The following is a 25,094-nucleotide window of genomic DNA, read 5'->3' on the forward strand; positions in this document are numbered from 1 at the left end:
CCACACGACCCGAGAAGGATGGCTCGCCCATGATCGAGACCGAACGCCTGACCCTTCGTCCGTTCACTCCTGACGACGCCGACTTCCTCTACGACGTCTTCAGCCGGCCCGAGGTCGCGCGGTGGAGCGGCGACGGCGTGCCCATCGCCGATCGCGACGAGGCGCTCAGGCGCATCGCCGGTCAGCCCAAGCGCGCCGGCGACCACCCGGCCGCGGGCATCTTCCACGTCAGCGTCAGGGAGACCGGTGTCCCGGCGGGCCTGGTGCTGTTCGCGCCGCTGCCGCCCAGCGAAGGCGTCGACCGTGACGACATGGAGGTGGGGTGGCACTTCCACCCCGACGCGTGGGGCAACGGCTACGCCACCGAGGCAGCGCAGGCGCTCGTCGACCGCGGCTTCGCGGCCGGGCTGACCGAGATCTACGCCGTGACCCATCCGGACAATGCCGCCTCGCAGGCGGTGTGCCGGCGACTCGGCATGACCGACCTCGGCCTCAGGTCGGAGTGGTACGACGTGGAGCTCCGCGCGTTCCGCCTCGATCAGCCGCGCGAGTAGGACATCGTCCGGATCTCGTCGGCGACCCGCTCGGGCTCGTCGAGCGGGAGGAACGTACGTCCACCGTCGACCTCGACCAGCTCGGCGTTGTCACCGAACGCCTCGCGGAGCCGCTGACCGTCGGCGAGCTTGAAGAACCGGTCGGCGTTGCCCCACACCAGCCGTACGGGCTTGCCGAACGTGCCGAGCCGGGTGGAGACGTCGAGCAGCTCGGCTGGCTTGACCTTGCGGAGGAACTTCGCGGTGTCGCGGCGTACCCCGGCATCCCGCAGCGAGGGGGTGATCCAGCGGGTCGTCAGCGCGGGATCGAGCGGCTTGGCGACGAGCCCGCCGAAGCCCAGCATCGAGTGGCGGAGCAGGCGCGGACGCATCGACGCCATCATGGCGCGCAGCCGCATCGGGCTCCGGCCGGTCTTGACGATCAGCCCGAACGGCGCCGGCGGGAACTTGTCGAACGCGTCGCAGTTGGTCAGCACCAGGCGGCCGATGCGGGTGTGGTCGGTGTCGATCACGAACTGGCACAGCGCGCCCCCGGTGTCGTTGCCCACGAGGGTCACGTCCGTGAGGTCGAGAGCGGCCATGAAGTCGATGATCAGGCGTGCCACGTCGCGGGGCGCGAGGTCGGCGTCGGGGTTGAGGGCGATGGGGTGCGAGCCGATCGGCAGGTCGGGGGCGTACGACCTGATGCCCTGGGCGGCGAGCCGGTCGGCGACACCTGTCCAGAGCTCGTGGTTGACCAGCAGCCCGTGCACGAACACGACCGGAGGCGCCTCGCTGTCCTCGGGGCCGGCGACCCGGTAGTTGATCTGGCCGAACGGGGTGTCGATGGTCGCCATGATTCTCCTTCGCGGGTACGGTGAACACGTGCTCCGACTAACATACATACAGTCTGTATGAAAGATCAACGGCGAACCCAGGCGGACCGTTCGGCGGCGACGCGCGAGGCTCTCATCCGCGCGGCGCGGCCGCTCTTTGCCGCCGACGGCTTCGGCGCCGTGAGCGCCGAGGCGATCGCGCGTGCCGCCGGGGTCACGCGCGGCGCGATGTATCACCAGTTCGCCGACAAGACCGAGGTGTACGCCGCGGTGCTCGAGGAGATCGAGGACGAGGTCATGGCGCGCATCAGCGCCGGCATCGCCGAGGCTGACCAGGACGACCTCGTCGAGGTCATGAAGGTCGGCGCGCGGATCTGGCTCGACGCGTGCGCGGAACCATCGGTGCACCAGATCGTGCTGATCGAGGCGCCGTCCGTGCTCGGCTGGGAGCGGTGGCGCGAGGTGAGCCTGCGACACGGCATGGGCATGGTGCAGGCGCTGATCCAGGGCGCGATCGAGAGCGGCCGCATCCCGCAGCAGCCCGTCCTCCCGCTGGCCCACGTGCTGATCGGCGCGCTCGACGAGGCGGCGATCTACCTCGCCCGCTCCGACGGCTCGGCGAAGACCCGCAAGGAAGTCGACACCCTCATCGATCGGCTGGTCGACGCCCTCTTCGTCTGACGACCGGCCGCAGACGGTGACGCCGGTGCCAGCCCGTACGATTGATCCTCGTGGCTCTCAGCATCGGCATCGTCGGACTCCCCAACGCGGGCAAGTCGACCCTCTTCAACGCCCTGACCAAGAACGACGTCCTCGCGGCGAACTACCCGTTCGCGACGATCGAGCCCAACGTCGGCGTGGTGGGCGTGCCCGACCACCGGCTCGGCAAGCTCGCCGAGATCTTCGGCTCGGAGCGCCAGCTCCCCGCGACGGTCCAGTTCGTCGACATCGCCGGCATCGTCCGCGGCGCCTCGGAGGGGGAGGGGCTCGGCAACAAGTTCCTCTCGCACATCCGTGAGTCCGACGCGATCTGCCAGGTCACCCGCGTGTTCCGCGACGAGGACGTGACGCACGTCGACGGCAAGGTCTCGCCCGCCGACGACATCGAGACGATCTCGACCGAGCTGATCCTCGCCGACCTGCAGACCCTCGAGAACGCGCTGCCGCGTCTCGACAAGGAGTCGCGCAAGGACAAGTCGCTGGTCCCCGCGTTCGAGGCCGCGAAGGAGGCGCAGGCCGTGCTCGAGGGCGGCAAGGGTGCGTTCCAGGCCGGGCTCGACCTCGATGCGATCCGCGACCTGCACCTGCTGAGCGCCAAGCGCCAGCTGTTCGTCTTCAACTGCGACACCGACGAGCTCAACGACGAGGACCTCAAGGCCCGCATGCGCGAGATCGTCGCGCCGGCCGAGGCGATCTTCCTCGACGCCAAATCCGAGGCCGAGCTGGTCGAGCTCGGTGACGACGAGGAGGCCGACGCGATGCGCGCTGAGATGCTGGCCGACATGGGTGTCGACGAGCCCGGTCTCGACGCCCTGGCGCGGGTCGGCTTCGACACGCTCGGCCTGCAGACGTACCTCACCGCCGGCCCTAAGGAGTCGCGCGCCTGGACGATCCCCAAGGGCGCCACCGCCCCGCAGGCCGCCGGCGTCATCCACACCGACTTCGAGCGCGGCTTCATCAAGGCCGAGATCGTCTCGTTCGACGACCTCGTCGAGGCCGGCTCCATGGCCGCCGCCAAGTCCGCCGGCAAGGTGCGCATGGAGGGCAAGGACTACGTCATGGCCGACGGCGACGTCGTGGAGTTCCGCTTCAACGTCTGAGTCGGTACGCAAGAAGGCATAGAACTGATGCGGCGGAATGACGCAACAGCCGGGGCAAAGTTGAGCCTGCCGGCAAGCCCTGGGCTAGATTCGACAGATGACATCCGGCGGGATCCCTCAGCAGCCGGAGGAGCCGCGCGGGAAGACGCCAATCAGAACTCAAATTCTCGTGTGGCTTTCGGTGCTGGGCGTAGTCGCCGTCATGATGATCATCCTGGCGCTGGTTGTTGTATGGGGTTTCGCTACAGAGCTCCCATCCGACTAGCCACTACTTGCACCAGCGCAGCGGAATGACGCGGCGCCTCAGATAGCCTGCATGTCATGTCAGATGAACCGCGTATCCCGCTCGCGGATGCGCTGCCGGGAATGGGGATTCACCCGTTGGAGGACGGTGAAGTTCCGATCAGTGCATTCCTGCTCATCAAGTTGCTCGATGAGGACGGGGATCCGTCCTGGTCGTTCAGGACAACGGAAGCTCCCAACCGAGAAGAGTTGCTCGGCGCACTGATGATTCAGGTCGATCTGTTGAAGGCCTCTCTGCTCAGCGACTGGGATGCGGACTAGAGGGGTTGGAGCGACCGCACGATGGGGAACTGATGCGGCGGAATGTCCGCGGCGGCGGCGAGGCACGACCTCGCCGAGCGCCTGCCTTGACGAGTGGTGCAGGGGCCGGCGGTGGAGGAAGACCGCCGGCCCCAGCTCGGGTTGTCAGCGACGTGAGGTCAAGGACCTCTTGTCACTGAGCGGGGTGATGCTGATGCGGTCGATGTTCGGTGCGAACTTCGACCTCAGCAGCTCCTCGTAGATGTCGGACGCGTACGTCTTGCCGTCGAAGTTCGGCAGCTCCTCGGACGAGAACCGGATCGTGTTCTTCCCCTTGGCCAACGTGACCGGGAACGACAGCTCCCAGAAGTTGTTCTGGTGGAAGCTGTGCGGGAACCACACGCGCTTCGCCTTGCCCCCGTTGATCGACACCTCAGCGTGCCGGGCCAGCGGGTCGGGGTTGTAGTGGGTCGCGGGCGACTGCTCTGGGTTGGAGTAGCGCACCGTCACCATGTCGGTGCCGGCCTTGGTGGCGGTGACCTTGAACGTGAGGGTGTTCCCGTTGCCGGGGGCGCCTCCGATGCGGGTCACCGCCTTGCCGCCACTGGCCAGCGAGTACGACTCCGCCTTCGCGGTGCCGGCAGCGGTCGCGTTCTCGGCCTCGTACGACGTCGTCGGCAGCGTGCCCTTCGAAGGACGTACGCCGAGGCTGTCGATCGCGAGCGATCCACCGTGCCCCGTCAGGACGACCTTGTTGACGCCGCCGCGCAGGAACACCTTGGCCGCGGGAATCGACCGCGTGACCGTGGCGAGCGTCTTGTCGTTGACGCTCAGTCGCGCGTTGCCGTGACCCGATGCCCTGAGGTTCAGGGTCGCCTCGCCGTCCTTGGCCGAGTAGACCCAGAACGTCACGGAGCCCTTCCTGCCCAGCGGCACCGTGCCCGAGCCCGACACGTGCTTGCGGTTGTAGACGGGCTTGGCGCCCTTGAGCACCGCGTTCTCGGCCTCGTAGACCGACGTCTTCGCCGCCGGGTTGGCCAGCGAGAGGTCCATCTTGTCGATGATCGCGTCGCCCTTGGTCGACTTGCTGCCGTCGAGGCTCTTGGCCGCCAGGGAGATCGTGTGGTCGCCGGCGGTCAGCTTGACCTTGGCGTCGGAGTGGTCCCAGACGACCCACTTGTAGCCGAGCGGCAGGTAGATCTGCTGCTCAGCGGCACCGTCGACGTTGAGGAACACGTTGGTGGGCCCCTGCTCCGCGACCTTGTCGAAGGTGTTCAACGAGTTGGCGAAGACGCTCAGGTCGTACGTGCCGGTCTTGGGCACCGAGACCTTGAAGCTCAGGACGCCGTCGGAGCCCGTGCGCAGGCCACCGACGTCGTACCCGCCGGAGGTGTAGAACTTGCTCACGTCGCCGGGCGAGCCCTCAGGACCGTTCTTGCTGTAACCGCCGCCCGTGTAGGTCGCGTCCTCCGCCTCGTACGTCTTCTGCCACAGCTTCGGGGCCTTCGACGGCGAGGTGGTGTCCTTGCCCGGCGTCAGGATGACCTGGTACGCCGACGACTCCTTGAGCGCGGGCAGCTTGCCCTCGCCGAAGTCGAGCGCGACGCTGCCGCCCTTGACCGAGGTGTCGTACTCCGCGACCGTCGCCGGCTGCGGCGAGTCACCGATCTGGCCCGTCCACGGGATCTCCTGCACGAGCACGTGGGCGCTCTTGCCGAACTTCCCGGTGCTGACGTGGTCGAACTGGACCGAGCTCTTGCCCGACGCGCCGCCGATGATCGCCCGAGCCTGGCTCTTCGCCGGGTCGTACGTCGCCACGCCCTGCAGCGTGTAGTTGGTGTTGGGCCGCGGCGGCGTGACGGCGACCGTGTGGCCGGTCATGTTGCCGTACGCGTTGAGCAGCCACCACTGGCCGTTGCCGCGGTTGGCCTGGACGGCGGAGTCGCTCAGGTTGCCGTCGATGTTCCAGTACGCGATGTCGGCGTCGACCTTGGAGTCCTCGATCGCCGAGACCCACTGGATCATCTGGCCGGGCACCGACGTGTGGTAGTTGAACGCGTACTCGTTGACGTTGATCGGCAGCTTCGTGCCGGCGTACGCCGTGCCGTCGAACGCGGCGGCCTCCCACGTGCGGTACTTCGCCACGTTGGTGCGGATGCTGGCCGGGTTGCTGAGCTCGTGCCACGTCATGACGTCGGGGACGGTCTTGGCCTCGACGACGTGCTTGAGCCAGCCCTGGATCTGCGTGTAGAGAATGCTCGTGTTCGGTCCTGCGATCCGGGCGTCGGGCATCTTGCCCTTGATCAGCGCGTACACGTCGTCCCAGGCCTTGAAGTAGTCCTTGGGGTTGTCGAGCCAGCTGACCTTGTTGTAGCTCCACTCACCGGTGCCGAACATGTTGCCCTCGGGCTCGTTGAACGGCACGAAGACGACGTGCTTCTGGTACGTCTTCGGCATGGTCAGCACCTGGTCGACCTGCTTGGCGATCTTCGTCTTGAAGTCGTCCAGCTTGGCCTCGGGGGTGTCGCCGGGCCACTGGTAAGGGAACCCGCGATAGATGTCGGTCATGTAGATGTAGGTGTCACCGCCGGTGCTGTCGGCGAGCGGCTTGACGACCTCGAGCGCGTCCGCGCCGGGGTGCTGCGGTCCGTCCTGCGCCTTGGTGGAGACCGTGCGCAGCTTCATGCCCTCGAGCAGGTTGCTGGTGGGCACGCCGGTGCCGTAGACGCCGTAGAGCGTGCCGGAAGCGCCACCGTGGAAGCCGCCGGTGCTCTTGGCGAGGTCGATCGTGACCTGGTTGGGCTTGGTGACCGTCACGTCGGCGGTGATGTCCTGGCCGCCGGCCGTGCCGTGCACCGTGAACGTGCCGAGCGAGGCGTACTTCGACGGGTCGACGGTGTCCCACGTGGTCGGCACGTTGCGGTCGAAACCGTCGCTGTACGTCGCGCGGATGGTGGCCGGCAGGGCGGGTGCCTCGCCGATGTTGGTGCGGAGGTCGAACGAGGTGTCGGCCAGCTTGGTCAGCGTGGGGACCGTGTCGACGAGGCCTGCGACCTGGTCGGCGGTGAGGGCCTCGTCGTAGAGCTGGACGTCGTCGAGCGCCCCGCTGAACAGCGGGTCGTTGCCGAACTGCGACTTGCCGAGGTAGCCCGCACGCGTCGCGGAGCTGTTGAGCAGCTGCGCGGCGGTGACGTCGGTCTTGGCCTGGTCGACGAACGCGCCGTCGAGGTAGAGCGACGTCTGGTGCTTGGCCGTGTCGAGCGTGACCGTCACGGTCCTCCATGCGTCGGAGGGCAGCGCGGCGTAGCCGGTCGTGTACGACTCGTCGCCCGGAGGCGCGGCCTTGACCGCGGCCCGGAGGTTGCCGTCACCGTTGGCCGGCGAGGCAAACAGGTAGTGGCTGGTGTCCTGGCCGATGTCGAAGATGCGCTGCCAGGAGCCGCCGGAGCCGTCCCACTTCACGCGGGCCGAGACGGTGAGGTCGGTGGCGCTGCCCAGCAGGTTCTTGGGCAGGTCGACGTAGGCGCCGGTCGAGCTCTGGGAGCCGCCGGGCAGGTCGAGGGCCGAGTCGCCGGCCGCCGCACCCGGTACGGCCGAGGCGGTCGCCTTGTTGACAACCGTGGCGTCGAGGCCCTGACCGCTGCGGTCGACGACCGTCCCGGTCGTGGCCGGGTCGCCGTCGAAGTCGTAGTGGGCGATGAGGTGGGCTGGGTCCGGCTCCGCGGCGTGGGCCGGTGTCGAGACCAGGGTCAGGGCGGCTAGCGCCCCCGCGGCTGTCGCCGCGATTCCCCTGGCCCCCCGAATGCGTTGCATCATCTCTGCTCCATTCCCTTAATCGTTGGATCCTGCTGGTGCGTCGTGGTCGAGCACGGGCGTCCAGACCCGCATGGTGGAGGGCCCGCGATTGGCCCACTGGTGGTACGGCCGGAACGTCACGACCGACGGGTCGTCGAGCGGTGCCCGGTCGACGGCGAGCCGGTCGCCGTACGGGAGCTCGCCGTCGTCGACGGCCACCCGGCTGAGCTGCACCGGCACGGTGGCACCGCCGCCCTCGGCGGGAACGACCCCTGCCGGGTCGATCTCGATGTCGTTGACGGTGACCCCGCCGGGCAGGTCGACGTCCTCGACCGCGAGGACGAAAGGCCCGCGCTCGAGCGCGACCTGACCCCGGATCGCGTCGATGCGTGGGTCGGGGTGGGTGACCCGCGGCGGCATGGGCAGCTGCAGGACGTACGGGCTGCCGGCGGGTCGCGGGCCCTTGATGACGACGGTGTCGCCGGTGACGGCGACTCGGTCGAGACCGTCCGACAGCACGGCGTTGCCGCGGGCCCAGGACGGCACGCGCAGGGTCACCGAGGTCTCGGCATCGAGGTCCCGCAGCAGCGTGACCGACACCGAGGGCTCGTACGGATAGCCGGTGCGCACCTGCACGCCGACCCGCGCGCCACCGGTGAGCTGGGCATCGATCGTCACGTCGCCGTACTGGTGGACGTGCAGCGCGTGGTTCGAGGCACTGGCGAAGTACATCCCGACGTTCGCCAGCGTGCGGGCGACGTTGGTGGGGCAGCACGACACCTCGAACCACGGCGCACGGAGGCTGGCGAGCGCTCGAGCGCTGTGATGCTCCTCGTCCGGCACCGTCCCGGCCACGCGCTGGTGGAGCGTGTTGACGTAGAAGAACGCCTTGCCGTCGGCGCGGGGCGAGCTGATGACGTTGTTGTAGAGGGTGCGCTCGATCAGGTCGGCGTGCCGCGTGTCGCCGGTCGCGAGGAGCAGCCGCCAGCTGAGCATGACCGACGCGATGCCGGCACACGTCTCGGCGTACGCGCGGTCCGGCGGCAGCTCGAAGTCCTCGCCGAACGCCTCGTCCTGGTGGTGCGCGCCCATGCCGCCGGTCAGGTACGTCCGGCGGGCCACGGTGTGCTCCCACTGGCGGGTGATCGCCTCGAGCAGCTGCTCGTCGTGGTCCTCGACCGCCACGTCCACGGCGCCGGCCGCGAGGTAGAGCGCGCGTACGGCGTGGCCCCGCAAGGTGTCGGCGTCACGGACGGGGACGTCGTCCTGGAAGTAGGCCGCGCCGAACTCGATCTCGCCGAGGGTGCCGTGGCCGCGCCGGTCGACGAAGCACCGCGCGAGCTCGAGCAGATCGCCGGCCTCGCCGGTTGAGCCTGTCGAAACCCAGCCTGTCGAAACCACCGCCCGGTGCAGCTCGACCAGCGCCAGCTCGATCTCGGGGTGGCCGCACACCGCCTCGCGGCCGCTTGGCCCGAACTCGGCATGCACGTGGTCGGCGAGCTTGAGCGCGACCCGGGGCAGGTCGCTCTCGATGCCGGCGCGGAGCGCGGCCGCGGCCGCCTGGAACAGGTGACCGAAGCAGTAGAGCTCGTGCCCCCACTCGAGGTCGGAGTAGCGGGCGCGTTGCCCGGGGTGGCCGAACGCCGTGTGGAGATAGCCGTCGGCCTCCTGCGCAGCGGCGACCCGCGCGACGAGGTCCTTGTACTGCGTCGCCAGGCCGGCCTCCGGTGCGCGACGCAGCTCCCACGCCATCGCCTCGAGCAGCTTGTAGACCTCGGAGTCGACGAACTCGACGCCGGCGTGCTCGTACGCGCCGCCGGCCGCGGCCGCGTCGAAGTTGCCGACCCAGCCGATGCGCTCGACCCAGTGGAGGCAGTGCTGGATGATCGCGCGTTGGTTGAGCTGCTGGTAGTCACCCCAGAAGCCCCCGTCGATCGTCAGCTCGCCGGGCGCGAGCGGACGCAGTGGTGTCGTCACATGCTCTCCAGCACGGCCGAGCCGTCGATGACGAAGACCGGGATCGAGGTGATCGGCGCGTCGGCGACGTGCGTCGAGCCGCCCTCGAGCACCTGACGCGTACGGACGTCGACCCAGCGGTGACCCGCGGGCAGATAGACCGCGCGGGACGTCGCGCCGGGCTCGGTCACGGGTGCCACCAGGATCGAGTCGCCGAACATGAACTCGTCCTCGACGTGCCACGCCTGCGGGTCGCCCGGGTGGTCGACGAACAACGGCCGCATCGGCGGCAGCCCGGTCGTCGAGGCGATCGCCATGTGCTCGTGGATGTAGGGCCGCAAGCGCTCGCGCAGTCGCAGCACGTCCGCGATGATCCCGTACGCCTCGTCGCCGAAGGCCCAGACCTCGTTGGGCCCGCCCGTCTGCGCGTAGCTGGTCGGCGTACGCGGGTCGCGGTCGCCGTGCAGGCGGAACAGGGGGCAGAACACGCCGAACTGGAACCAGCGGACCATGAGCTCCTGGTACGCCGGGTCGCTCGCGTCGCCGCCGTGGAAGCCACCGATGTCGGTCGTCCACCACGGTATGCCCGAGATCGCGATGTTGAGCCCTGCGCGCACCTGCTGGGTCAGCGAGAGCCAGGTGGCCGGGATGTCGCCGGACCACACCGCTGCGCCGTAGCGCTGCGAGCCCGCCCACGCCGAGCGGCACAGCAGCACCGTCGGGTCCTGGCCCGCCGACGCCATGCCTTCGGCGAACATGCGGGCGTTGTCACGGGGATAGATGTTGGCCACCTCGGCCCCCGGCCCGGCGTGCAGGACGAGGTTGGCGGGGTGCGCCGGGTTGAGCTCCGGCTCGCACGCGTCGAGCCAGAACACGCGGATGCCCAGGTCGAGGTAGTTCTGCTTGACCAGGCCCCAGACGTACTCGCGGGTCTCCGGGTTGGTCGGGTCGTAGAACGCCAGGGGCAGGGGAGTGGACATGCCCTTGTCCTGGATCGTCTGGTGAAACTCGACGCCCTGGTCCGAGCCGACGAGCAGGCCGCCGTCGCGGTAGTCCGCGAAGTTCTCCGACAGCGGCGAGACGGTCGGCCAGATCGACACCATCAGCTCGATGCCCATGCCGGCGAGCTCGTCGACCATCGCCTGGGGGTCGGGCCACTCGGCCTCGTCGAACCGGTAGTCGCCCATGGCCGACCAGTGGAAGTAGTCCGTCACGATGACCGACATCGGCAGCTCGCGGCGCCGGTGCTCACGCGCGACGCCCATGAGCTCGTCCTGGTCGAGGTAGCGCAGCTTGCTCTGCCAGAAGCCGCTGGCCCACTCCGGCAGGTCCGGCACGTGCCCGGTCGCGTCGGCGTAGCTGCTGAGGATGCCGGCGGGCGTGGCCGCGGCCGTGAACCAGTAGTCGAGGCCGCGTGCCTGCGTGGCGGTCCAGCGGGTGACGTCGTCGTTGAACTCCGCGCGGCCGATGCCCGGCATGTTCCACAGCAGGCCGTAGCCGCGGCTGGACAGCACGAACGGGATGTTGACCTCGGCGTTGCGCTGGACCAGGTCGAGCGACAGCCCCTTGAGGTTGAGCCGGCCGTGGGTGCGCTGACCCATGCCGTACAGCCGCTCGTCGGGGTACGCCTTGAACTGCTGGTGGATCTCGTACGCCCCGGCGCGGTTGCCCTGGAACACCCGCGATCCCGGCATCCAGAAGTGCTCGCGGCTCTCGGCCAGCAGCTCCTCGCCGGTGCTGGTGCGCAGGAACCTGATGAGCGGCTCGGGGTACGCCTGCTCCCTCGAGAACGTGACCTCGACGGTCACCTCGCCGTGGACGAGCTGGGCGAGGTCGCCTTCGATCTTGATGACCGGGTCCTGGGTGCCTTCGGGCACGTCGTCGAGCGCGCCGACCGAGCTCGTGGGGATCGAGAACTGCGCCGCGCGTACGCGGACGGAGTCCTTCCCCCACGCCTCGATGCGGAGGCGTTCGTGACGGTGCTGGACCTCGAGGGCCGATCCGGCGGTGCGGAACATGTTCATACGGGTGAAGCTCCTGAGCTGGTGAGGTGTGGGGTCAGTCCTTGACGGCGCCGGCGGTGACGCCGGCTGCGACGTAGCGCTGGGCGACGACGAGGAGGAAGGCAGCGGGGATCGAGGCGACGACGGCTGTCGCCATGATCGAGTTCCACTCCTGGTTGTTGTTGCCGATGTACTTGTAGATGCCGAGCGTGATGGGCTGCATCGAGCCGCCGCTGTTGAGCGTGCTGGCGAAGATGAAGTCCGACCACGCCCAGAGGAACGCGAACAGCGAGACGGTCACGACGGGGTTGCGGCTCACCGGCAGGATGATCGAGGTGAACGTGCGCCAGCTGCCGGCGCCGTCGAGCTTGGCCGCCTGGATCAGCTCGTCGGGGATGCCCGACATGAACGCCGTGAAGATCAGGACGCCGAACGGCACCGCGAGCGTCGAGTCGGCGATGACCAGGCCCCACCAGGTGTTGATGATCCCGACGTTCAGGAAGATGGAGTAGAACCCCATCGCCATGATGATCCCGGGGATCATCTGCGCCATCAGCAGGACGAACGTCAGCGGCCGGCCGCCCATCGGTCGCAGCTTGGCCAGCGAGTACGCGGCGGGCGCCGACACCGCGAGCGTGAGGGCCACCGTGCCGATGCCGATGGCCAGGCTCGTGCCGAGGTAGGGCAGCTGGTCGTTGATCACGGCGCGGTAGCCGCTGAACGTCGGGTGCAGCGGCAGCAGGTAGGGCGGGTCCCGCCGCATGTCGCCCGTACGCATGAGCGAGACGTTCAGCATCCAGTAGACGGGGAACAGCATGAACGCTGTCAGGACGATCCCGATGACGGTCTTGGGGGTGCTCCTGGCGGTCCTCATCGGGCGGCCTCCGAGCGCTGGAACTTGATGTAGAGCAGGCCGCACAGCATCGCCACGATGATGAGCAGGTTGCCGACCGCCGCGGCGGGCCCGAAGTGGGGGAGCAGCGAGCCGAAGCCGAGCTCGTACGACCAGGTCGACAGCGTGGTCGAGGAGTTGCTCGGCCCACCCCGGGTCATGATCCAGATGATGTCGAAGACCTTGAGCGTGTAGACGAAGCCGAGCAGCAGCGTGATCGCCGAGACCGGCCGCAGCAGCGGCAGCGTGATGTGCCGGAACGTCTGCCAGCTGCTGGCACCGTCCAGGGCGGCTGCCTCGACGAGGTTGTCGGGGATGTTCTGCAGCCCGCTGTAGAGGATCACGAGGTTGAACGGGATCCCGATCCAGATGTTCGCCAGGATCACGGCGACGAGCGACCAGGTCGGCGACGTCAGCCAGTTGACGTCGGGCAGGCCGAACGCGTTGAGCGCGGTGTTGACCACGCCCGAGTCGCTGTTGAGCATCCACGACCAGGTGGACGCCGAGACGATCATCGGCAGCAGCCACGGCACGAGGAACAGTGCGCGCAGGGTCGACGAGAGCCGGAAGTTGTTGTTGAAGAACACCGCGAGCGCGAGACCGATCCCGTACTGGAAGGCGATCGACACCACCACGAAGATCCCGGTGTGGATCACCGCGGGCCAGAACGTGGGATCGGCGAAGACCTCGCGGAAGTTGTCCAGCCCGATGAACGGCGCGTCACCCGAGACGAACGAGCGCACGGTGTAGTCGCGGAGGCTGAGATCGAGGTTGCGGTAGAGCGGATAGGCGTAGAACGCGATCAGGTAGATCACGACCGGCGCCAGGTAGGCCCAGGCGATGAAGCGGGGGAGGCGAGGGGCCCGGCGCCCCCGCGCCGAGACCGGGGTCTCGACGCGGGGCGCCCGGATGGCGGCCCTGGTGTTGCTCATGATGAAGCTCCAGTCCGAGGGTTGGTGTTACTTGACCTTCGAGGCGGCGGCCTTCTGGGCCGTCTCCATCGCGGCCTTCGGCGAGTCCGAACCGCTCATGGCTTTCTGGAAGGCGTCCCACATCTGCTCGGAGATGATCGGGTAGTTCGTGCCGAGGTTGTCGCTCGTACGACCCTTGGCGTCGCCGACGGCGGTGACCCACGGCGCGAGCTTCGGGTCCTTGGTCGCCTGCTCCTGCTGGGCGCTCTCGATCGGCGCGATGTAGGACAGCGTCGCGTCGGTCTTGAGCAGGTTGGCCGGGCTGGTCAGGCAGTCGATGATCTTGGTCGTCTTGGCGTACCGGGCGGTGTCCTTCTGCACCGGTGCCGCGACGAACTCACCGCCGGTCGGCACCGGAGCGGCGCCGCCGTCCTTGGCCGGGATCGAGATGATGCCGTACGTGAAGCCCAGCTTCTCGGCGTTGCCCATCTGCCACGTGCCGTTCTCGACGAACCCGAACTTGCCGGTCTCGAACTCCTGCCACGCGGTCGTCTGGGTGTTGTTGATGACCGAGTTGGGCGCGTAGCCCTTCGACAGCCAGTCGTCCCACAGCTTGACGGCGGAGACGGCATCGGGCGACGCGAGATCCTTGAGGTTGGCGCCCGAGCCCCAGAACCACGGCAGGAACTGGAAGGAGCCCTCCTCGGTGCCGATGCCCGAGAACGTGATGCCCTTGGCGCCCTCGTCCTTGATCTTCGCGAGCGCCGCGTTGAGCGAGTCCCAGTCCTTGATCGAGGTCGGGTCGACGCCGGCCTTCTTGAGCAGGTCCGCGTTGTAGTAGAGCGCGAGCGTGTTGGCGCCGATCGGCACGCCGTACGCCTTGTCGTCCAGGACTCCCGCAGCGGCGATGTTCTTCGCGAACGGCGCCGTGTCGAGCTTGAGGTCATCGGCCGAGGCGAGGACTCCTGCGTCGGCGAGGGTCGAGATCACCGGGTTGTCGATCACGATGACGTCGGGCGATGCGCCCTGCTGGCCGGCGAGGAGGGCCTTGTTGGTCAGGTCGGAGGTGTCGTAGCCGGTCCGCTTGATCTTCACCCCGGCCTCGTCGCCGCAGGACTTGACCAGCTTGACCCAGTCGGAGGAGTTGTCGAACTGCGGGTAGGGGTCCCAGAACTGGAACTGCTTGCCGCTGGAGCCGCCAGAGCCGCCGGAGTCGCTGCCGTTGGAGCAACCGGCGACGGTCCCGGCGAGGGCCAGGCCGGCGAGGGCCAGGCCGAGCGGCCGAAGTCGAGAGTGGGTCATGAGTGGAACCTTTCGTTGTGTCGAACCGATTCGACAACGGGCGTCGAAAAGCGGCGGAGGGTTGGGGTGTTCTCAGCGGGTGCTGCCTCGGTCCACGAGCTCAGCGGCGATGAAACGGACTTCCGAGGGATCCGTCGTGCCGGGGTTCTGGATGCGGTGCGTCAGACGCTCCACGGCCAGGCGGCCCAGCTTGTCCGGGGACGACTCGACCGCCGTGTAGGGCAGCGAGAAGCTCCGGGCAAAGTCCTTGGAGTAGAGGCTCACGACCGACAGGTCGTCCGGGACACTGACGCCCCTGCTGTGCAGCACGGCGGGCAGGACCGCCACCGACGCGTCGTTGTGCACGATCAGGCCGGTGGCCTTCGGTGTCGCGTCGAGGATGCGGTTCAGGCTCTGGTCGATGGCCGGCTGCCGGGACTCGCCGTAGTGCGCCGAGAACTTCATGCCGTGCTTGGTGGCCTGCTCCAGCGCGGCGTCGCGGAACCGCCAGGCGTACGAGCCGCCGCGCTCGTAGACGTGCCGCGGGGGAGTGATCAGGCAGATCTCCTCGTGACCGAGCCCGTGCAGGTGGTCGACGAGGGTGCGCGCCGCGTCGGGGAAGTCTAGGTCGAAGACGTCGAGCCCCTCGGTGTCGGCGGGGAGGCCCACGAGCACGCCGGGCTGCCGGGCGGCGCGGAGGGAGGCGAGCCGTGGGTCGTCGTGCGCGACGTCCAACAGGATCAGCCCGTCGACCATGCCGGACTGCGCGACGCGCGTGAGGGCGGCGGCGCCGTCGGCCTCGGTCATCATCAAGATGTCGTAGCCGAGCGAGCGAGCCGACTCGGTGATCGGGAGCAGGTATTGCAGCATCGCGGGCGCGAACTCGTCCTCGTGGAACTGCAGCAGCAGGCCGAGGACCATCGTCTGGGACGTCTTGAGCGCTCGAGCCCCGGCGTTCGGAGTGAAGTTCAACGACTTGATCGCGTCGTCGATCCGCCGCCGGGTGTCGAGCGAGATCGTGCGCTTGCCCGACAGGGCGTAGGAGACCGTGCTGCGCGACACGCCGGCCGCTTTCGCCACGTCTCCGATGGTCGCCATCCGCTACACCCTCTCGCTGATCGAACCGGTTCGACGAACCGGTTCGACGAATGTAAGGCAGGTCACACCGGCCTGACAAGGGCTGGGTCGGAACTTTTCCGAATCCATGGAACGGGCAGGCGGAGTGTGCCACGGTCGGGGCATGCCCCGGCGCGTGATGTTCGTGCAGCTCAAGTCGGACGAGGGGACCGATCGTGGCCCTTCGTGGATCGGCTGGGTCGACTTCAGCAAGTCGTGGGCGACCGCCCGCTACCGGGGAAGGGAGCTCAGACGCGTGCCCGGCGGAGGCGTCGACGGCAACTTCGTGGACGTCGAGACGGACGAGGAGTTCTGGATCTCCGGACCCAAGCGCGACCGCACCGACACCCGCTACGGCCCTCGCACGACCGAGGTGGACGAGGACGCCCGTGAGGCGTACGAGGCGTTTCTCGCCGGGTCGCCGTTGCCGGGGCGCGAGCGCGGCTGACGCGCGACCTGTCCCGATCAGGCCGGTCGCGGCCTACGATCGAGCATGGCTCTCTGGACTGATCGGATCCTGCCGCACCTCGTCGACAGGTCGCTGTCGACCGGGGACGTGATGAAGGAACGCCAGCGGGTGTGCGCGGGCCTTCGCGGCGAGGTCATCGAGCTGGGCTTCGGGTCAGGTCTCAACATCGAGAAGTACCCGGCCGCGGTCGACTCGGTCGCCGCGGTGGAGCCGTCCGACACCGCGTGGCGGATGTCCGCTGATCGCCGTTCCGGGTCGCGTACGCCGATCAGCCGGTCAGGGCTCGACGGCCAGGCGCTCGACGAGGCCGACAGCTCGTACGACGCGGCGCTCTCGACGTTCACGTTGTGCACGATCCCGGACGTCGAGCTGGCGCTGCGCGAGGTTCACCGTGTGCTGCGGCGGGGCGGCGCGTTCCACTTCCTCGAGCACGGACTGGCGCCCCAGCAGCAGGTCGTGAGCTGGCAGCGGCGGATGGAGCCGATGCAGAAGGCCGTGGCCGGCGGCTGCCACCTCACCCGCGACATCCCCGCGCTGGTCAGCGCCGCCGGGTTCGAGATCGCCGAGCTGGAGCAGCGCTACCTGCCCGGGCCGAAGTTGGCGAGGCCGTGGGCATACGTCCACTCGGGCACGGCCGTCCGCGTCTGAGGCTGGTTCAGGAGGCCTTGCGCTCGACCTCGGGCTCCTCGGCGTCGTCGCGCTGACGAATGAGGCTCAGCACGGGAGCCGGGAGGTTGCCCTCGCGGATCTGGGCGACCCATGCGCGTACGTGACGAATGATGGTCGGGAGTGACAGGACGAATGCTGCGAAGAGCGCGCACAGCAGCAGTCCGGCCAATGGGCGGATGACAAGGTCGATCATGGAACCATTCCTCGGCAGGGGGAAGCAGGTGACGATCGAGATGACGACCGGCCCATCTGCTTGAGGCGAAAACGTACGTACCCACATCTACCTGCGTAAATGCCGAGACTCAAGCCGACATGCCCCAGCCGGCGAACAATCTCAGATGAATCTTCGGAGCTGCTCCATCGGCACGAGCCGGAGCAGCTGCCGCGGGATCGTGAGCCCGGCGAGGTGGACCGTCCCGGGGCTCTCCTCGGCGTCCGAGAGCCCCGCGGCGCGGGTCGTGTCGGTGCGGATCGCCAGGGCGTCGACCGCCATCACGACCTGGCGCGACCGCACCTCGGCAGCCGCTGACGTGCACTCGATGACGATCACGTGCTCGTCGGTGCGGGTCGTGCCGAGCGCGGTGATCCCGGGGTGGTCGAGGCGGTGGATCGCACGCAGGATGCGCTGCTGGCGGGTCTCGGAGGAGATCCTGTATGTCGACGTCCAGGCGGCGCGGTGCGGCGTTGACGTCATGCCTCAAGGCTAGGAGTGGACCTTGGCCGCAGGTGTCCGTTCGCTGGGCACGGCAGGTGAACTTTGGATGCCGATTCCGTGAACGGGACAGCCTGTGGACTGGTTATCGTCAGGCATGACCGACACCTCGTTGAGCGCCAGGCAGGGTCCGCTGAAGCAGCAGTACCGTGACGACCCACAGTCTGCAGTCGTCACGCTGCGGTCGACCGGACACCTCGGCGACGGGGTCAGCTGCTCGCTGGACACCGGGCGCGCGATGGCCGCCGCCGGTCTGCACCCCGCCGCCGGAGGCGACGGCACCCAGCTGTGCTCCGGCGACATGCTGCTGGAGGCACTGGTCGGCTGTGCCGGCGTCACGCTGAGTGCGGTCGCGATGTCGCTCGGGATCGAGGTGCGCGGCGGCGTCGTCAGAGCAGAGGGCGACCTCGACTTCCGTGGGACCCTCGCGGTCGACAGGGAGGTGCCGGTCGGCTTCACCGACATCCGGCTCTCGTTCGAGCTCGACACCGATGCGAACGCCGAGCAGCTGGCGACGCTCGAACGCCTGACGGAGCGCTACTGCGTCGTGCTGCAGACCATCAAGGTGGCGCCGCGCCTCAGCGTCTCGACCTCGCCTCGAAGGCCATGACGGCGACCTCCGTCGCGATCGCCCGCCGCAAGGCGAGCAGTGCGTCGGCTGGAGCAACGGGTGCGTGGCCCACCCGCTGCTCGTAGCTGCAGATCCGGCCCCGGCGTCCCATACGACGAACGTATGGTTTGAGAGCCTGTCGCGGAGGACGTGAAGGTCACCGATGCTCGGGACCTAGGCCTCTGTCGATCGAGTCCCGGATCTCGCTTGGCGCCAGATCTCAGCGGTACGCGTGCTGCATGGCTGATCCCAAGGATGCACGCAACGCCAACACCGACGAGGACGGCGAGCTCGCCAACCAGGGCCCCGTACCGCCCGAGCCGGAGGACGTCAGCGACACCGGCGAGCGGCGCGGCGACCTGGCACCGCAGGCCGGCGGGCCGGCTGAGGAAAACGACTGACGGTCAGGCTCCGGCAGGACCCGCATGGCTGCCCCGGCGTCGCCCGGGCTGCACCGGTCTGTCGTCGTGGTCGTGCTCGCCCTTGGGCGCCAGCAGCACCGCGAACGCCGTCGTGATCGGCACGGCGAGGACGAGGCCGATGGCGCCGACGATCGTACGGACGATCTCGGTGCCGATCTCCTCGGTCGTCGCCATCGTCCCCAGGCTCTGCTGGTAGGCCGTGATGAGCAGCAGGATCGTCATCGCCGAGCCGGCGTACGCGAACACCAGCGTGTAGACGCTCGACGCGATGTGGTCACGGCCGATGCGCATGGCCGAGGCGAACAGCGAAGCCGGCCTGATCGACGGCTGCATGGCACGGAGCTCCCAGACGGCGCTGGCCTGCGTCACCGTGACGTCGTTGAGGACACCCAGCCCGGCGATGACCATCGTCGCCGCGACGACGCCGGAGATCTGGACCCCCGGCACCGTGGCCAGGAGGGTCTGGTCGTTCTCGGACCCGACGCCGGACAGACTCGTCCACGCCGTCGCTCCCAGCCCGAGCAGCCCGGTCACCCCGATGCCGACGAGCGTGCCGAACAGGGCCGAGGTCGTACGGATCGACACCCCGTGTGCGAGGTAGAGCACCACGATCATGATCACCGTCGAGCCGACGATCGCCACGGGCACGGGTGACTCGCCCGCGAGGAATGCCGGCAGGACGAACTTCGTGAGCGCGAGCACCGTCACCGCGATGCCGACGAGGGCGAACAGGCCGCGCCATCGCGCGACCGCCACCACGAGCACCGAGAAGATCACCGCGAGGGCCGTGAGCGGCACCCCCCGCTGGAAGTCGAAGAACTGGTACGACACGGGCTGGCCCTTGGTCGCGAGGCGCAGGACCTTGACCTCGTCACCGGCCTTGATGCCGGCCTTGTAGCGCGCCGCGTCGAGGTCGAAGGTCGCCGTGCCGCCGTCGGTGGTTGCCGTGATGTGCGCACAGTCGCCCTTGACCTGGGGCAGGCCGTCGGGACCTTGGCCGCCGCTGTTGCAGTCGAACGGGTCGACTCCGGTGACCTTGGCGCTGATCGTCGTGACGCCTTGCCCGCCGTAGGGGTTCTTGTCGTGCGGCACCTTGTCGGAGTCCGGCCACAGGACGACCATCGCCGCGAGCGCCAGGGCGGCGATCGCGAACACGGCGACGGCGAGGGTGGCGGCGAGGCCGCGTCGGGGAGGTCCGTAGTCGGCCACGTCATGCGAGTGAGAATGTGCCACGATGAAAGAGTGCCACGCGACGACACAGAGCCTGAGCACCTGCCCGGCGCGGTGGGCGGTGCCACGCGCGTCGGCCGCACCGTGCGTCGGCCGACCGGCCCGTGGACGCCGGCGGTCCACGAGCTGCTGACCTACCTGCACGACAACGGCCTGCGCGGCATCCCGGAGCTCCACGGCATCGACGAGGACGGCCGCGAGATCCTGGAGTACGTCGAGGGTCGCGGCGTCCCCGTCGACAAGGAGATCGTCCTCGACAACGTGCTCGCCGAGGCGGTGACGTGGCTGCGCGACTTCCACGACCTCGTCGACGGTTACCGGCCCGAGGGCGTACTCCAGTGGCGTGGCGGCGAGGCGGAGCTCGCCGAAGGGCAGATCATCTGCCACCACGATCCCGGCGCCTACAACTGGATCATCCAGAGCGGCCACTTCGTCGCGATGATCGACTGGGACATGGCCGGGCCCGGTCGCCCGATCGAGGACCTGGCGTTCCTGGCCTGGACCGGCATCCCGCTCTACCGCGAGATCCCGGTCGACGACGTGGCCCGCCGGCTCGACCTGCTGGTCGACGCCTACGGCGAATGGGGTCCGATGACGGTGCTCGACGCGGTGGTCGAGCGCATGACGGCGGCCGGCGATCGCATCGAGGCCGGTCAGGCCCGTGGCGACCAGGGCTTCGTCAACCTCGGCAAGGTCGGCGAGCCGCAACGTACGCGTGACCGGGTCGCCGCGTTCCGTGAGCGGATCCCGGCGATCGAGGCGGCGCTGTGACCCGGCCGGAGCTCGCCGAGGCTCTTGACCTCGAGCCGCATCCCGAGGGTGGCTGGTTCCGGCAAACCTGGGCCTCGCCGGTCTCGGTGACGCTCGCCGACGGCCGCGTACGTCCGACCGCGACGCTGATCTACTTCCTGCTCGCCGCGGGCGAGGCGTCCGCGTGGCACCGGGTCGCGTCCGACGAGGTGTGGCTCGCCCACGAGGGTGCTGTCGTGGTCGAGTTCGGCGGCTTCGGCGACGAGCCGGGCCTGTGCGAGGCCCACGTCGTCGGCTGCGACCTCGAGGCGGGTGAGCTGCCGCAGGTGCTGGTCTCGGCGGGGGTGTGGCAGCGGACCCGGCCGTCCGAGGACGACGCGCTGGTCAGCTGCCTCGTGTCACCCGGGTTCGACTACGACGACTTCGAGCTCGCCTGAGCCTCGGCGCGCCAACTTTTGAAGCCTTAGGCACCCAAGGCGGCGTGGGAACCTGCCGAAGGCTTCATAACCTGCCCGCTGCGGATGACGATCGGTGCGCCGAACTCGGTGCGGACCGTGTCGGCGTACATCACCGAGTCGGGTGCACGTCCGGAGATGCCCGGCAGCCCGGCCGCCGCGACCAGCTCGTCGTCGAGCGACTCGATCGTGGCGGTCCGCAACGGCCACGGCGCGTGGTGGTTGGGGATCCAGAGCGTACGACCCAGGTAGCGGGTGTGCAGCCCGAAGCGCGCCGTCACGAACTGCTGGACCTCGGACGGCTCGGCGATCGGTTCACCGATGCGGACCGAGATCCGTGCGCCGGCTCCGCGAGGGCGAGGCCAGCGCCGTCGGGTCGCGTAGTCGATGCGGTCGCCCTCCTGGCGGATCCGCATGCGAGCCCACATGTACGGCGTGCCGAACGCGACCCGTGCGCCGAGGGCGACGAGCAGCCGGCTCGTCTCGAGCGACCGGAACACGATGCCGTGGTGGCCCTCGTCGTCGACGGAGTAGAGCCGGACGTTGGTCTCGGCGAAGTCGCCGAAGAACGGCACCGCCGGTCCACGGCCGAACCCGGCGCGGCGCATCTCGAACGGGATCAGCCCGACGTACGTCACGCCGTCGAGCACGTCGGGGCGGGTGCCGGCTGGCAGCAGGGGAGCCACCAACGCGGGATCGACCGCCCAGTGGATGAACGCCAGACGGGTCCAATCCTGGCGCATCAGCCGAGGGCCGACGAGCTCGTCCGGCAGGGAATTGAACGTGTTCATATTCTCAGTGTGCCACCGCCGGCCACCTGCTGGGGCCCGGAACCGCAACGACTACGTCACACGTGTCAGCGGCCGAGCCACTCCGACGTCTGGGCGTTTGCGAACGTCCCGGTGGGATCCATGCGGTCGGCGAGGGAACGGAAGTCGGCGATCCCGGGGTAGGCCGCGGCCAGTCGCTCCCGGTCGCTCTGGAACACCTTGCCCCAGTGCGGTCGCGCGGCGAACGGCGCCAACGCGTCGTCGAGGGCCGGCAGCAGTGACGTCACCTCGGGCACGTGCATCCGCCAGGTGAAGTGGACCGCGAGGCAGTCGACGTCGTGGCTGGGGCTGAGCCAGAGATCGTCGGCGGCGATCGTCCGGAGCTCGCTGACGAACAGGTGCGGCCGGATCGCCGGCGCGAGCGCGCGTACGGCATCGATCGCCGCGAGGGCGTGGAACCGCGGCACCAGGTACTCCGTCTGCAGCTCCTCGCCGTTGCTGGGGGTGAACCCGAGGCGGAAGTGCGGCAACCGGTCCCACCACGCACCGGCCGCGCCGAGCTGACGGGTCGTGAACTCGGCCGACTCGTCGGGCAGCGGGTGCAGCTCGCGCGTCGCCGGCGCGGCGCCGAAGAATTCGGCCGGCGGCGTGACGTCCGCGCGTGACTTGAGCCAGGCCTGGCCTGCGCCCGCCGCGCCCCAGTCGGTGAACATGCTGACGCTGTACGCGCTGGAGGTGATCGCGTCGAGGTTGGCCGCGATGGCCTCCCACGACACGCCCTCGTAGACGTCCTGGCGGACCTGGAACGTGGGCACGATGTCGAGCGTCACGGCGGTGACGATGCCCAGGCAGCCCAGCGACACGACCATCCCGGCGAAGTCCGCGTCACCGCGCCGCACCGTCAGCACCCGGCCGTCGGCCGTGACGAGCTCGAGCCCGGCCACCGAGCTGGCCAGGCTGCCGTTGTGGTCGCCCGAACCGTGGGTCCCGGTGGCGATGGCGCCGCCGACCGAGATGTGGGGGAGCGATGCGAGGTTGTGCAGTGCCCAGCCCGCGCGGTCGAGCTCCTCGACGAGCTCGCCGTAGCGCAGCCCGGCCGAGACCGTCACCGTCCGCGCCTCGGCATCGACCTCGACACGCTTCGGCAGGGCCGCAACCGACACCTGCACGCCGTCGGTGTCTGCGATGCGGTTGAACGAGTGACGGGTGCCGAGAGCGCGTACGCGTGGCGGCGCGGCCACGACCTCGCACAGCTCGTCGACCGTGGCCGGCTCGAGGAGCGCCGAGGCGCCGTACGTCAGGTTGCCTGCCCAGTTGGTCGCGGTCATGTCACCAGTGTGCTGGGCGGGTCACACGTCGATCCTCCGGGTGAGCCCGAGGTCGTCGAGGAACCGCTCGTCGTGGCTCACGACGATGAACGCGCCCCGGTACGATTCCAGCGCCTCGACCAGGTGCCGGATGCTCGGCAGGTCGAGGTTGTTGGTCGGCTCGTCCAGCAGCAGGAGCTGAGGCGCGGGCTCGGCGAGCAGGAGACAGGCCAGCGTGGCCCGCAGCCGTTCGCCGCCCGAGAGCGTCGAGGCCTGCTGGTCGGCGGCGCGTCCACGGAACAGGAACCGGGCGAGCTGGGCCCGCCGCTCGTTCTCCGTCGTGCCGGGCGCGATGCGGGCCACGTTCTCGGCGATCGTGAGCGTCCCGTCGAGCAGATCCATCCGCTGGGGCAGGTAGCGCAGCGGCACGTACGCGCGCACGGCGCCGGCCGCGGGCTCGAACTCACCGGTGATCGTCCGCAGCAGGGACGTCTTGCCGGTGCCGTTGGCGCCGGTCAGCCCGATGCGCTCCGGGCCGCGTGCGTCCACGTCGATCGTCAGGTCGCCGTACGCCGGCCGGACGCCCTCGAGCGTGAGCACGTCGCGTCCCGACGGGACCACCGTGTCCGGCAGGTCGACGCGGATCTCGCGGTCGTCGTGCACCAGCTCCTCTGCCTCGGCGAGACGGGCGCTGGCGTCCTCGATCCGGTCGTCATGGACCCCGCGCAGCTTGCCGGCGGACACCTGGGCCCGCCGCTTGTAGTTGCCCATCGCGATCTTGGGCATCCGCTTCTCGGCCCAGGCCTTGTCGCCCTGCTTGCGCCGGGTCGCGAGGACCGACTCGGCCTCGATCCGGTCGCGTCGCTGGGCCCGAAGGTCGGCCTCGGCAGCGCGTACGGCACGCTCGGCCGCTTCCTGCTCGACCGCCACGGCAGCCTCGTAGTCGTCGTAGCCGCCGCCGTACCAGCGCACGGCTCCGCCCCGCAGCGACCCGATGTCGTCCATCGCGTTGAGCAGCTGGCGGTCGTGGCTCACCACGAGCAACGTGCCCTTCCACGACACGACGATGTCGATCAGGCGGTCCCGTGCAGCCGCGTCGAGGTTGTTGGTCGGCTCGTCGAGCAGCAGCACCGACGGGCGGGCGAGCAGTCGGGCGACGAGGGACAGCAGCACGAGCTCGCCGCCGGACACCGAGGCGACCGTGCGGTCGAGGCCGAGGTGACCGAGGCCGAGCCGGGCGAGCTCGGCCTCCGTGCGCTCGGCGATGTCCCAGCGGTCGCCGATCGCGTCGAAGTCCGCGACGGACGTCGACCCCGCCTCGACGCGTGCGAGGGCGGCGATGGTCTCGGCGATGCCGAGCACCTCCGCCACGGTCTGGGTCGGCTCGGCGCCGGGGTCCTGCGGGAGGTACGCCACGGCGCCGTCGACGCTGATCGTGCCGCCTTGAGGCGTCAGCATTCCGGCGATCAGCCGGAGCAGCGTGGACTTGCCGGAGCCATTGAGGCCGACGAGTCCGTGGCGCCCGGGACCGAGGCCCAGGTCGAGACCGGAGAAGACGGGCGAGCCGTCAGGCCAGGTGAAAGAGAGGTCGTTGACAGAAAGTGATGCACGCATGTGCGCTCCATGAGGTCGATGGGTGCGCAGGCCGCTGTGGGCTGCTGCGCGGGATCTGACCTCAGAGCTTCAACGTTCCGGCTACCTGTCCTCGGGGATGCGTACGCCGACCATCATACGATCTTGCCGTGACTGGAATCTATTTCGACTCCGACGAGGATGCGGTCGAGCTCGTCAAGGCCCTCGAGAGCGAGGGCTACTCGACGACGCTGACGCGTGAGGCGTTCGCCGGCGAGGAGGACTGGGAGGACCGCGCCTGGGTCCTCGTGGTCGAGCCGTTCGACGACCGCGTGGTGGAGATGGTCGACGTCTACGGCGGCTGGCTGCCCGGTGACGACCGCCTGCCGGAAGACCCGCCCGAGCTCCCGGGCGCACCCAAGCGCCTCAAGGACTGACCGCC

25 protein-coding genes are annotated in these 25,094 nt (G+C 69.1%); 11 read left to right on the forward strand and 14 right to left on the reverse strand.

From position 1 onward, the window contains the following. Positions 1-29 precede the first annotated feature (29 nt). A complete protein-coding gene (locus ASE12_RS17575) occupies positions 30-554 on the forward strand; it encodes a GNAT family N-acetyltransferase (protein WP_056403608.1) in 525 nt (174 codons plus the stop codon). Here the strand turns inward: ASE12_RS17575 and ASE12_RS17580 are convergent. Beyond that, the gene (locus tag ASE12_RS17580) at positions 539-1,390 is read right to left on the reverse strand and encodes an alpha/beta fold hydrolase (RefSeq protein WP_056403610.1); all 852 of its coding nucleotides are present in this window, start codon (positions 1,388-1,390) and stop codon (positions 539-541) included. The two genes, ASE12_RS17575 and ASE12_RS17580, sit on opposite strands and share 16 nt — an antisense overlap. Before the next feature lie 57 nt (positions 1,391-1,447). Here ASE12_RS17580 and ASE12_RS17585 point away from each other — a divergent pair, with 57 nt between their 5' ends. From ASE12_RS17585 to ASE12_RS17595, 3 genes are all read left to right on the forward strand, one after another. Next, complete coding sequence (locus ASE12_RS17585) at positions 1,448-2,050, forward strand: TetR/AcrR family transcriptional regulator (protein WP_056403614.1); 603 nt, start codon at positions 1,448-1,450, stop codon at positions 2,048-2,050. A 50-nt stretch (positions 2,051-2,100) separates the two neighbouring features. After that, complete coding sequence (ychF, locus tag ASE12_RS17590; RefSeq protein WP_056403618.1) at positions 2,101-3,189, forward strand: redox-regulated ATPase YchF; 1,089 nt, start codon at positions 2,101-2,103, stop codon at positions 3,187-3,189. 321 nt (positions 3,190-3,510) lie between these two features. Continuing rightward, on the forward strand, positions 3,511-3,753 hold the full coding sequence (locus tag ASE12_RS17595) for a hypothetical protein (protein ID WP_056403621.1): 243 nt from the start codon (positions 3,511-3,513) through the stop codon (positions 3,751-3,753). A gap of 144 nt (positions 3,754-3,897) precedes the next feature. Here the strand turns inward: ASE12_RS17595 and ASE12_RS17600 are convergent, their stop codons facing one another. The 7 genes from ASE12_RS17600 to ASE12_RS17630 all read right to left on the reverse strand — a co-directional run bounded on the left by ASE12_RS17600 (position 3,898) and on the right by ASE12_RS17630 (position 15,668). After that, the gene (locus ASE12_RS17600) at positions 3,898-7,545 is read right to left on the reverse strand and encodes a LamG-like jellyroll fold domain-containing protein (RefSeq protein ID WP_157413043.1); all 3,648 of its coding nucleotides are present in this window, start codon (positions 7,543-7,545) and stop codon (positions 3,898-3,900) included. Positions 7,546-7,563: 18 nt separating this feature from the next. After that, positions 7,564-9,504 (reverse strand): glycoside hydrolase family 127 protein, encoded by a 1,941-nt coding sequence (locus ASE12_RS17605; protein ID WP_056403627.1) that lies wholly within the window; start codon positions 9,502-9,504, stop codon positions 7,564-7,566. Further along, positions 9,501-11,507 carry a TIM-barrel domain-containing protein gene (locus ASE12_RS17610; RefSeq protein ID WP_056403630.1) on the reverse strand — a complete coding sequence of 669 codons (2,007 nt, stop codon included), beginning with the start codon at positions 11,505-11,507 and terminating at the stop codon, positions 9,501-9,503. Before ASE12_RS17610 ends, ASE12_RS17605 begins: the two co-directional genes overlap by 4 nt. Positions 11,508-11,541: 34 nt before the next feature. After that, a complete protein-coding gene (locus tag ASE12_RS17615; protein WP_056403633.1) occupies positions 11,542-12,360 on the reverse strand; it encodes a carbohydrate ABC transporter permease in 819 nt (272 codons plus the stop codon). Beyond that, positions 12,357-13,310, reverse strand: a complete 954-nt coding sequence (locus ASE12_RS17620) for a carbohydrate ABC transporter permease (protein ID WP_056403636.1) — start codon at positions 13,308-13,310, stop codon at positions 12,357-12,359. The genes ASE12_RS17615 and ASE12_RS17620 overlap by 4 nt, the downstream gene beginning before the upstream one ends. A 27-nt stretch (positions 13,311-13,337) precedes the next feature. Then, on the reverse strand, positions 13,338-14,591 hold the full coding sequence (locus tag ASE12_RS17625) for an extracellular solute-binding protein (protein WP_056403639.1): 1,254 nt from the start codon (positions 14,589-14,591) through the stop codon (positions 13,338-13,340). Between the two features lie 72 nt (positions 14,592-14,663). After that, complete coding sequence (locus ASE12_RS17630; RefSeq protein WP_056403642.1) at positions 14,664-15,668, reverse strand: LacI family DNA-binding transcriptional regulator; 1,005 nt, start codon at positions 15,666-15,668, stop codon at positions 14,664-14,666. Positions 15,669-15,810: 142 nt separating this feature from the next. Between ASE12_RS17630 and ASE12_RS17635 the strand changes: the two genes are divergently transcribed. Together ASE12_RS17635 and ASE12_RS17640 are read left to right on the forward strand one after the other, a co-directional pair. After that, complete coding sequence (locus ASE12_RS17635; RefSeq protein ID WP_056403646.1) at positions 15,811-16,134, forward strand: hypothetical protein; 324 nt, start codon at positions 15,811-15,813, stop codon at positions 16,132-16,134. Between the two features lie 45 nt (positions 16,135-16,179). After that, the gene (locus tag ASE12_RS17640) at positions 16,180-16,803 is read left to right on the forward strand and encodes a class I SAM-dependent methyltransferase (RefSeq protein ID WP_056403649.1); all 624 of its coding nucleotides are present in this window, start codon (positions 16,180-16,182) and stop codon (positions 16,801-16,803) included. 7 nt (positions 16,804-16,810) lie between these two features. Here ASE12_RS17640 and ASE12_RS17645 read toward each other — a convergent pair whose 3' ends face one another. Together ASE12_RS17645 and ASE12_RS17650 are read right to left on the reverse strand one after the other, a co-directional pair. Beyond that, on the reverse strand, positions 16,811-17,017 hold the full coding sequence (locus ASE12_RS17645; protein WP_056403651.1) for a hypothetical protein: 207 nt from the start codon (positions 17,015-17,017) through the stop codon (positions 16,811-16,813). A 141-nt stretch (positions 17,018-17,158) separates the two neighbouring features. Then, entirely contained in the window at positions 17,159-17,518 is a 360-nt protein-coding gene (locus tag ASE12_RS17650; protein ID WP_056403655.1) for a hypothetical protein, read from the reverse strand. 115 nt (positions 17,519-17,633) lie between these two features. Between ASE12_RS17650 and ASE12_RS17655 the strand changes: the two genes are divergently transcribed. Continuing rightward, positions 17,634-18,146 (forward strand): OsmC family protein, encoded by a 513-nt coding sequence (locus ASE12_RS17655; protein ID WP_056403658.1) that lies wholly within the window; start codon positions 17,634-17,636, stop codon positions 18,144-18,146. Positions 18,147-18,385: 239 nt separating this feature from the next. Next, the gene (locus ASE12_RS20160; RefSeq protein ID WP_157413044.1) at positions 18,386-18,547 is read left to right on the forward strand and encodes a hypothetical protein; all 162 of its coding nucleotides are present in this window, start codon (positions 18,386-18,388) and stop codon (positions 18,545-18,547) included. 3 nt (positions 18,548-18,550) lie between these two features. Here ASE12_RS20160 and ASE12_RS17660 read toward each other — a convergent pair whose 3' ends face one another. After that, the gene (locus ASE12_RS17660) at positions 18,551-19,801 is read right to left on the reverse strand and encodes a YibE/F family protein (RefSeq protein ID WP_157413045.1); all 1,251 of its coding nucleotides are present in this window, start codon (positions 19,799-19,801) and stop codon (positions 18,551-18,553) included. A gap of 9 nt (positions 19,802-19,810) precedes the next feature. Between ASE12_RS17660 and ASE12_RS17665 the strand changes: the two genes are divergently transcribed. Together ASE12_RS17665 and ASE12_RS17670 are read left to right on the forward strand one after the other, a co-directional pair. Then, the gene (locus ASE12_RS17665) at positions 19,811-20,569 is read left to right on the forward strand and encodes a phosphotransferase (protein WP_235508939.1); all 759 of its coding nucleotides are present in this window, start codon (positions 19,811-19,813) and stop codon (positions 20,567-20,569) included. Then, complete coding sequence (locus tag ASE12_RS17670) at positions 20,566-20,985, forward strand: cupin domain-containing protein (RefSeq protein ID WP_056403668.1); 420 nt, start codon at positions 20,566-20,568, stop codon at positions 20,983-20,985. Before ASE12_RS17665 ends, ASE12_RS17670 begins: the two co-directional genes overlap by 4 nt. 26 nt (positions 20,986-21,011) lie before the next feature. Here ASE12_RS17670 and ASE12_RS17675 read toward each other — a convergent pair whose 3' ends face one another. The 3 genes from ASE12_RS17675 to ASE12_RS17685 all read right to left on the reverse strand — a co-directional run bounded on the left by ASE12_RS17675 (position 21,012) and on the right by ASE12_RS17685 (position 24,694). Beyond that, positions 21,012-21,794: a YqjF family protein gene (locus ASE12_RS17675; protein ID WP_056403671.1), complete on the reverse strand. Its 783-nt coding sequence runs from the start codon at positions 21,792-21,794 to the stop codon at positions 21,012-21,014. 65 nt (positions 21,795-21,859) lie between these two features. Next, complete coding sequence (locus ASE12_RS17680) at positions 21,860-23,101, reverse strand: FAD-binding protein (protein WP_056403675.1); 1,242 nt, start codon at positions 23,099-23,101, stop codon at positions 21,860-21,862. A gap of 21 nt (positions 23,102-23,122) precedes the next feature. After that, positions 23,123-24,694, reverse strand: coding sequence for an ABC-F family ATP-binding cassette domain-containing protein (locus tag ASE12_RS17685; RefSeq protein WP_056403678.1), 1,572 nt, complete (start codon positions 24,692-24,694; stop codon positions 23,123-23,125). 128 nt (positions 24,695-24,822) lie between these two features. Here ASE12_RS17685 and ASE12_RS17690 point away from each other — a divergent pair, with 128 nt between their 5' ends. Next, a complete protein-coding gene (locus ASE12_RS17690; RefSeq protein WP_056403682.1) occupies positions 24,823-25,089 on the forward strand; it encodes a hypothetical protein in 267 nt (88 codons plus the stop codon). The last annotated feature ends 5 nt before the right edge of the window (positions 25,090-25,094 follow it).

It is taken from the genome of Aeromicrobium sp. Root236 (assembly GCF_001428805.1).
Lineage (GTDB): Bacteria > Actinomycetota > Actinomycetes > Propionibacteriales > Nocardioidaceae > Aeromicrobium.

Coding starts and splice junctions, on each gene's coding strand:
- ASE12_RS17645 (WP_056403651.1), bottom strand. CDS start 17,017: ATGATCGACCTTGTCATCCGCCCATTGGCCGGACTGCTGCTGTGCGCG.
- ASE12_RS17635 (WP_056403646.1), top strand. CDS start 15,811: ATGCCCCGGCGCGTGATGTTCGTGCAGCTCAAGTCGGACGAGGGGACC.
- ASE12_RS17685 (WP_056403678.1), bottom strand. CDS start 24,694: ATGCGTGCATCACTTTCTGTCAACGACCTCTCTTTCACCTGGCCTGAC.
- ASE12_RS17615 (WP_056403633.1), bottom strand. CDS start 12,360: ATGAGGACCGCCAGGAGCACCCCCAAGACCGTCATCGGGATCGTCCTG.
- ASE12_RS17620 (WP_056403636.1), bottom strand. CDS start 13,310: ATGAGCAACACCAGGGCCGCCATCCGGGCGCCCCGCGTCGAGACCCCG.
- ASE12_RS17680 (WP_056403675.1), bottom strand. CDS start 23,101: ATGACCGCGACCAACTGGGCAGGCAACCTGACGTACGGCGCCTCGGCG.
- ASE12_RS17595 (WP_056403621.1), top strand. CDS start 3,511: ATGTCAGATGAACCGCGTATCCCGCTCGCGGATGCGCTGCCGGGAATG.
- ASE12_RS17650 (WP_056403655.1), bottom strand. CDS start 17,518: ATGACGTCAACGCCGCACCGCGCCGCCTGGACGTCGACATACAGGATC.
- ASE12_RS17655 (WP_056403658.1), top strand. CDS start 17,634: ATGACCGACACCTCGTTGAGCGCCAGGCAGGGTCCGCTGAAGCAGCAG.
- ASE12_RS17630 (WP_056403642.1), bottom strand. CDS start 15,668: ATGGCGACCATCGGAGACGTGGCGAAAGCGGCCGGCGTGTCGCGCAGC.
- ASE12_RS17585 (WP_056403614.1), top strand. CDS start 1,448: ATGAAAGATCAACGGCGAACCCAGGCGGACCGTTCGGCGGCGACGCGC.
- ASE12_RS17600 (WP_157413043.1), bottom strand. CDS start 7,545: ATGCAACGCATTCGGGGGGCCAGGGGAATCGCGGCGACAGCCGCGGGG.
- ASE12_RS17580 (WP_056403610.1), bottom strand. CDS start 1,390: ATGGCGACCATCGACACCCCGTTCGGCCAGATCAACTACCGGGTCGCC.
- ASE12_RS17675 (WP_056403671.1), bottom strand. CDS start 21,794: ATGAACACGTTCAATTCCCTGCCGGACGAGCTCGTCGGCCCTCGGCTG.
- ASE12_RS20160 (WP_157413044.1), top strand. CDS start 18,386: ATGGCTGATCCCAAGGATGCACGCAACGCCAACACCGACGAGGACGGC.
- ASE12_RS17575 (WP_056403608.1), top strand. CDS start 30: ATGATCGAGACCGAACGCCTGACCCTTCGTCCGTTCACTCCTGACGAC.
- ASE12_RS17610 (WP_056403630.1), bottom strand. CDS start 11,507: ATGAACATGTTCCGCACCGCCGGATCGGCCCTCGAGGTCCAGCACCGT.
- ASE12_RS17625 (WP_056403639.1), bottom strand. CDS start 14,591: ATGACCCACTCTCGACTTCGGCCGCTCGGCCTGGCCCTCGCCGGCCTG.
- ASE12_RS17640 (WP_056403649.1), top strand. CDS start 16,180: ATGGCTCTCTGGACTGATCGGATCCTGCCGCACCTCGTCGACAGGTCG.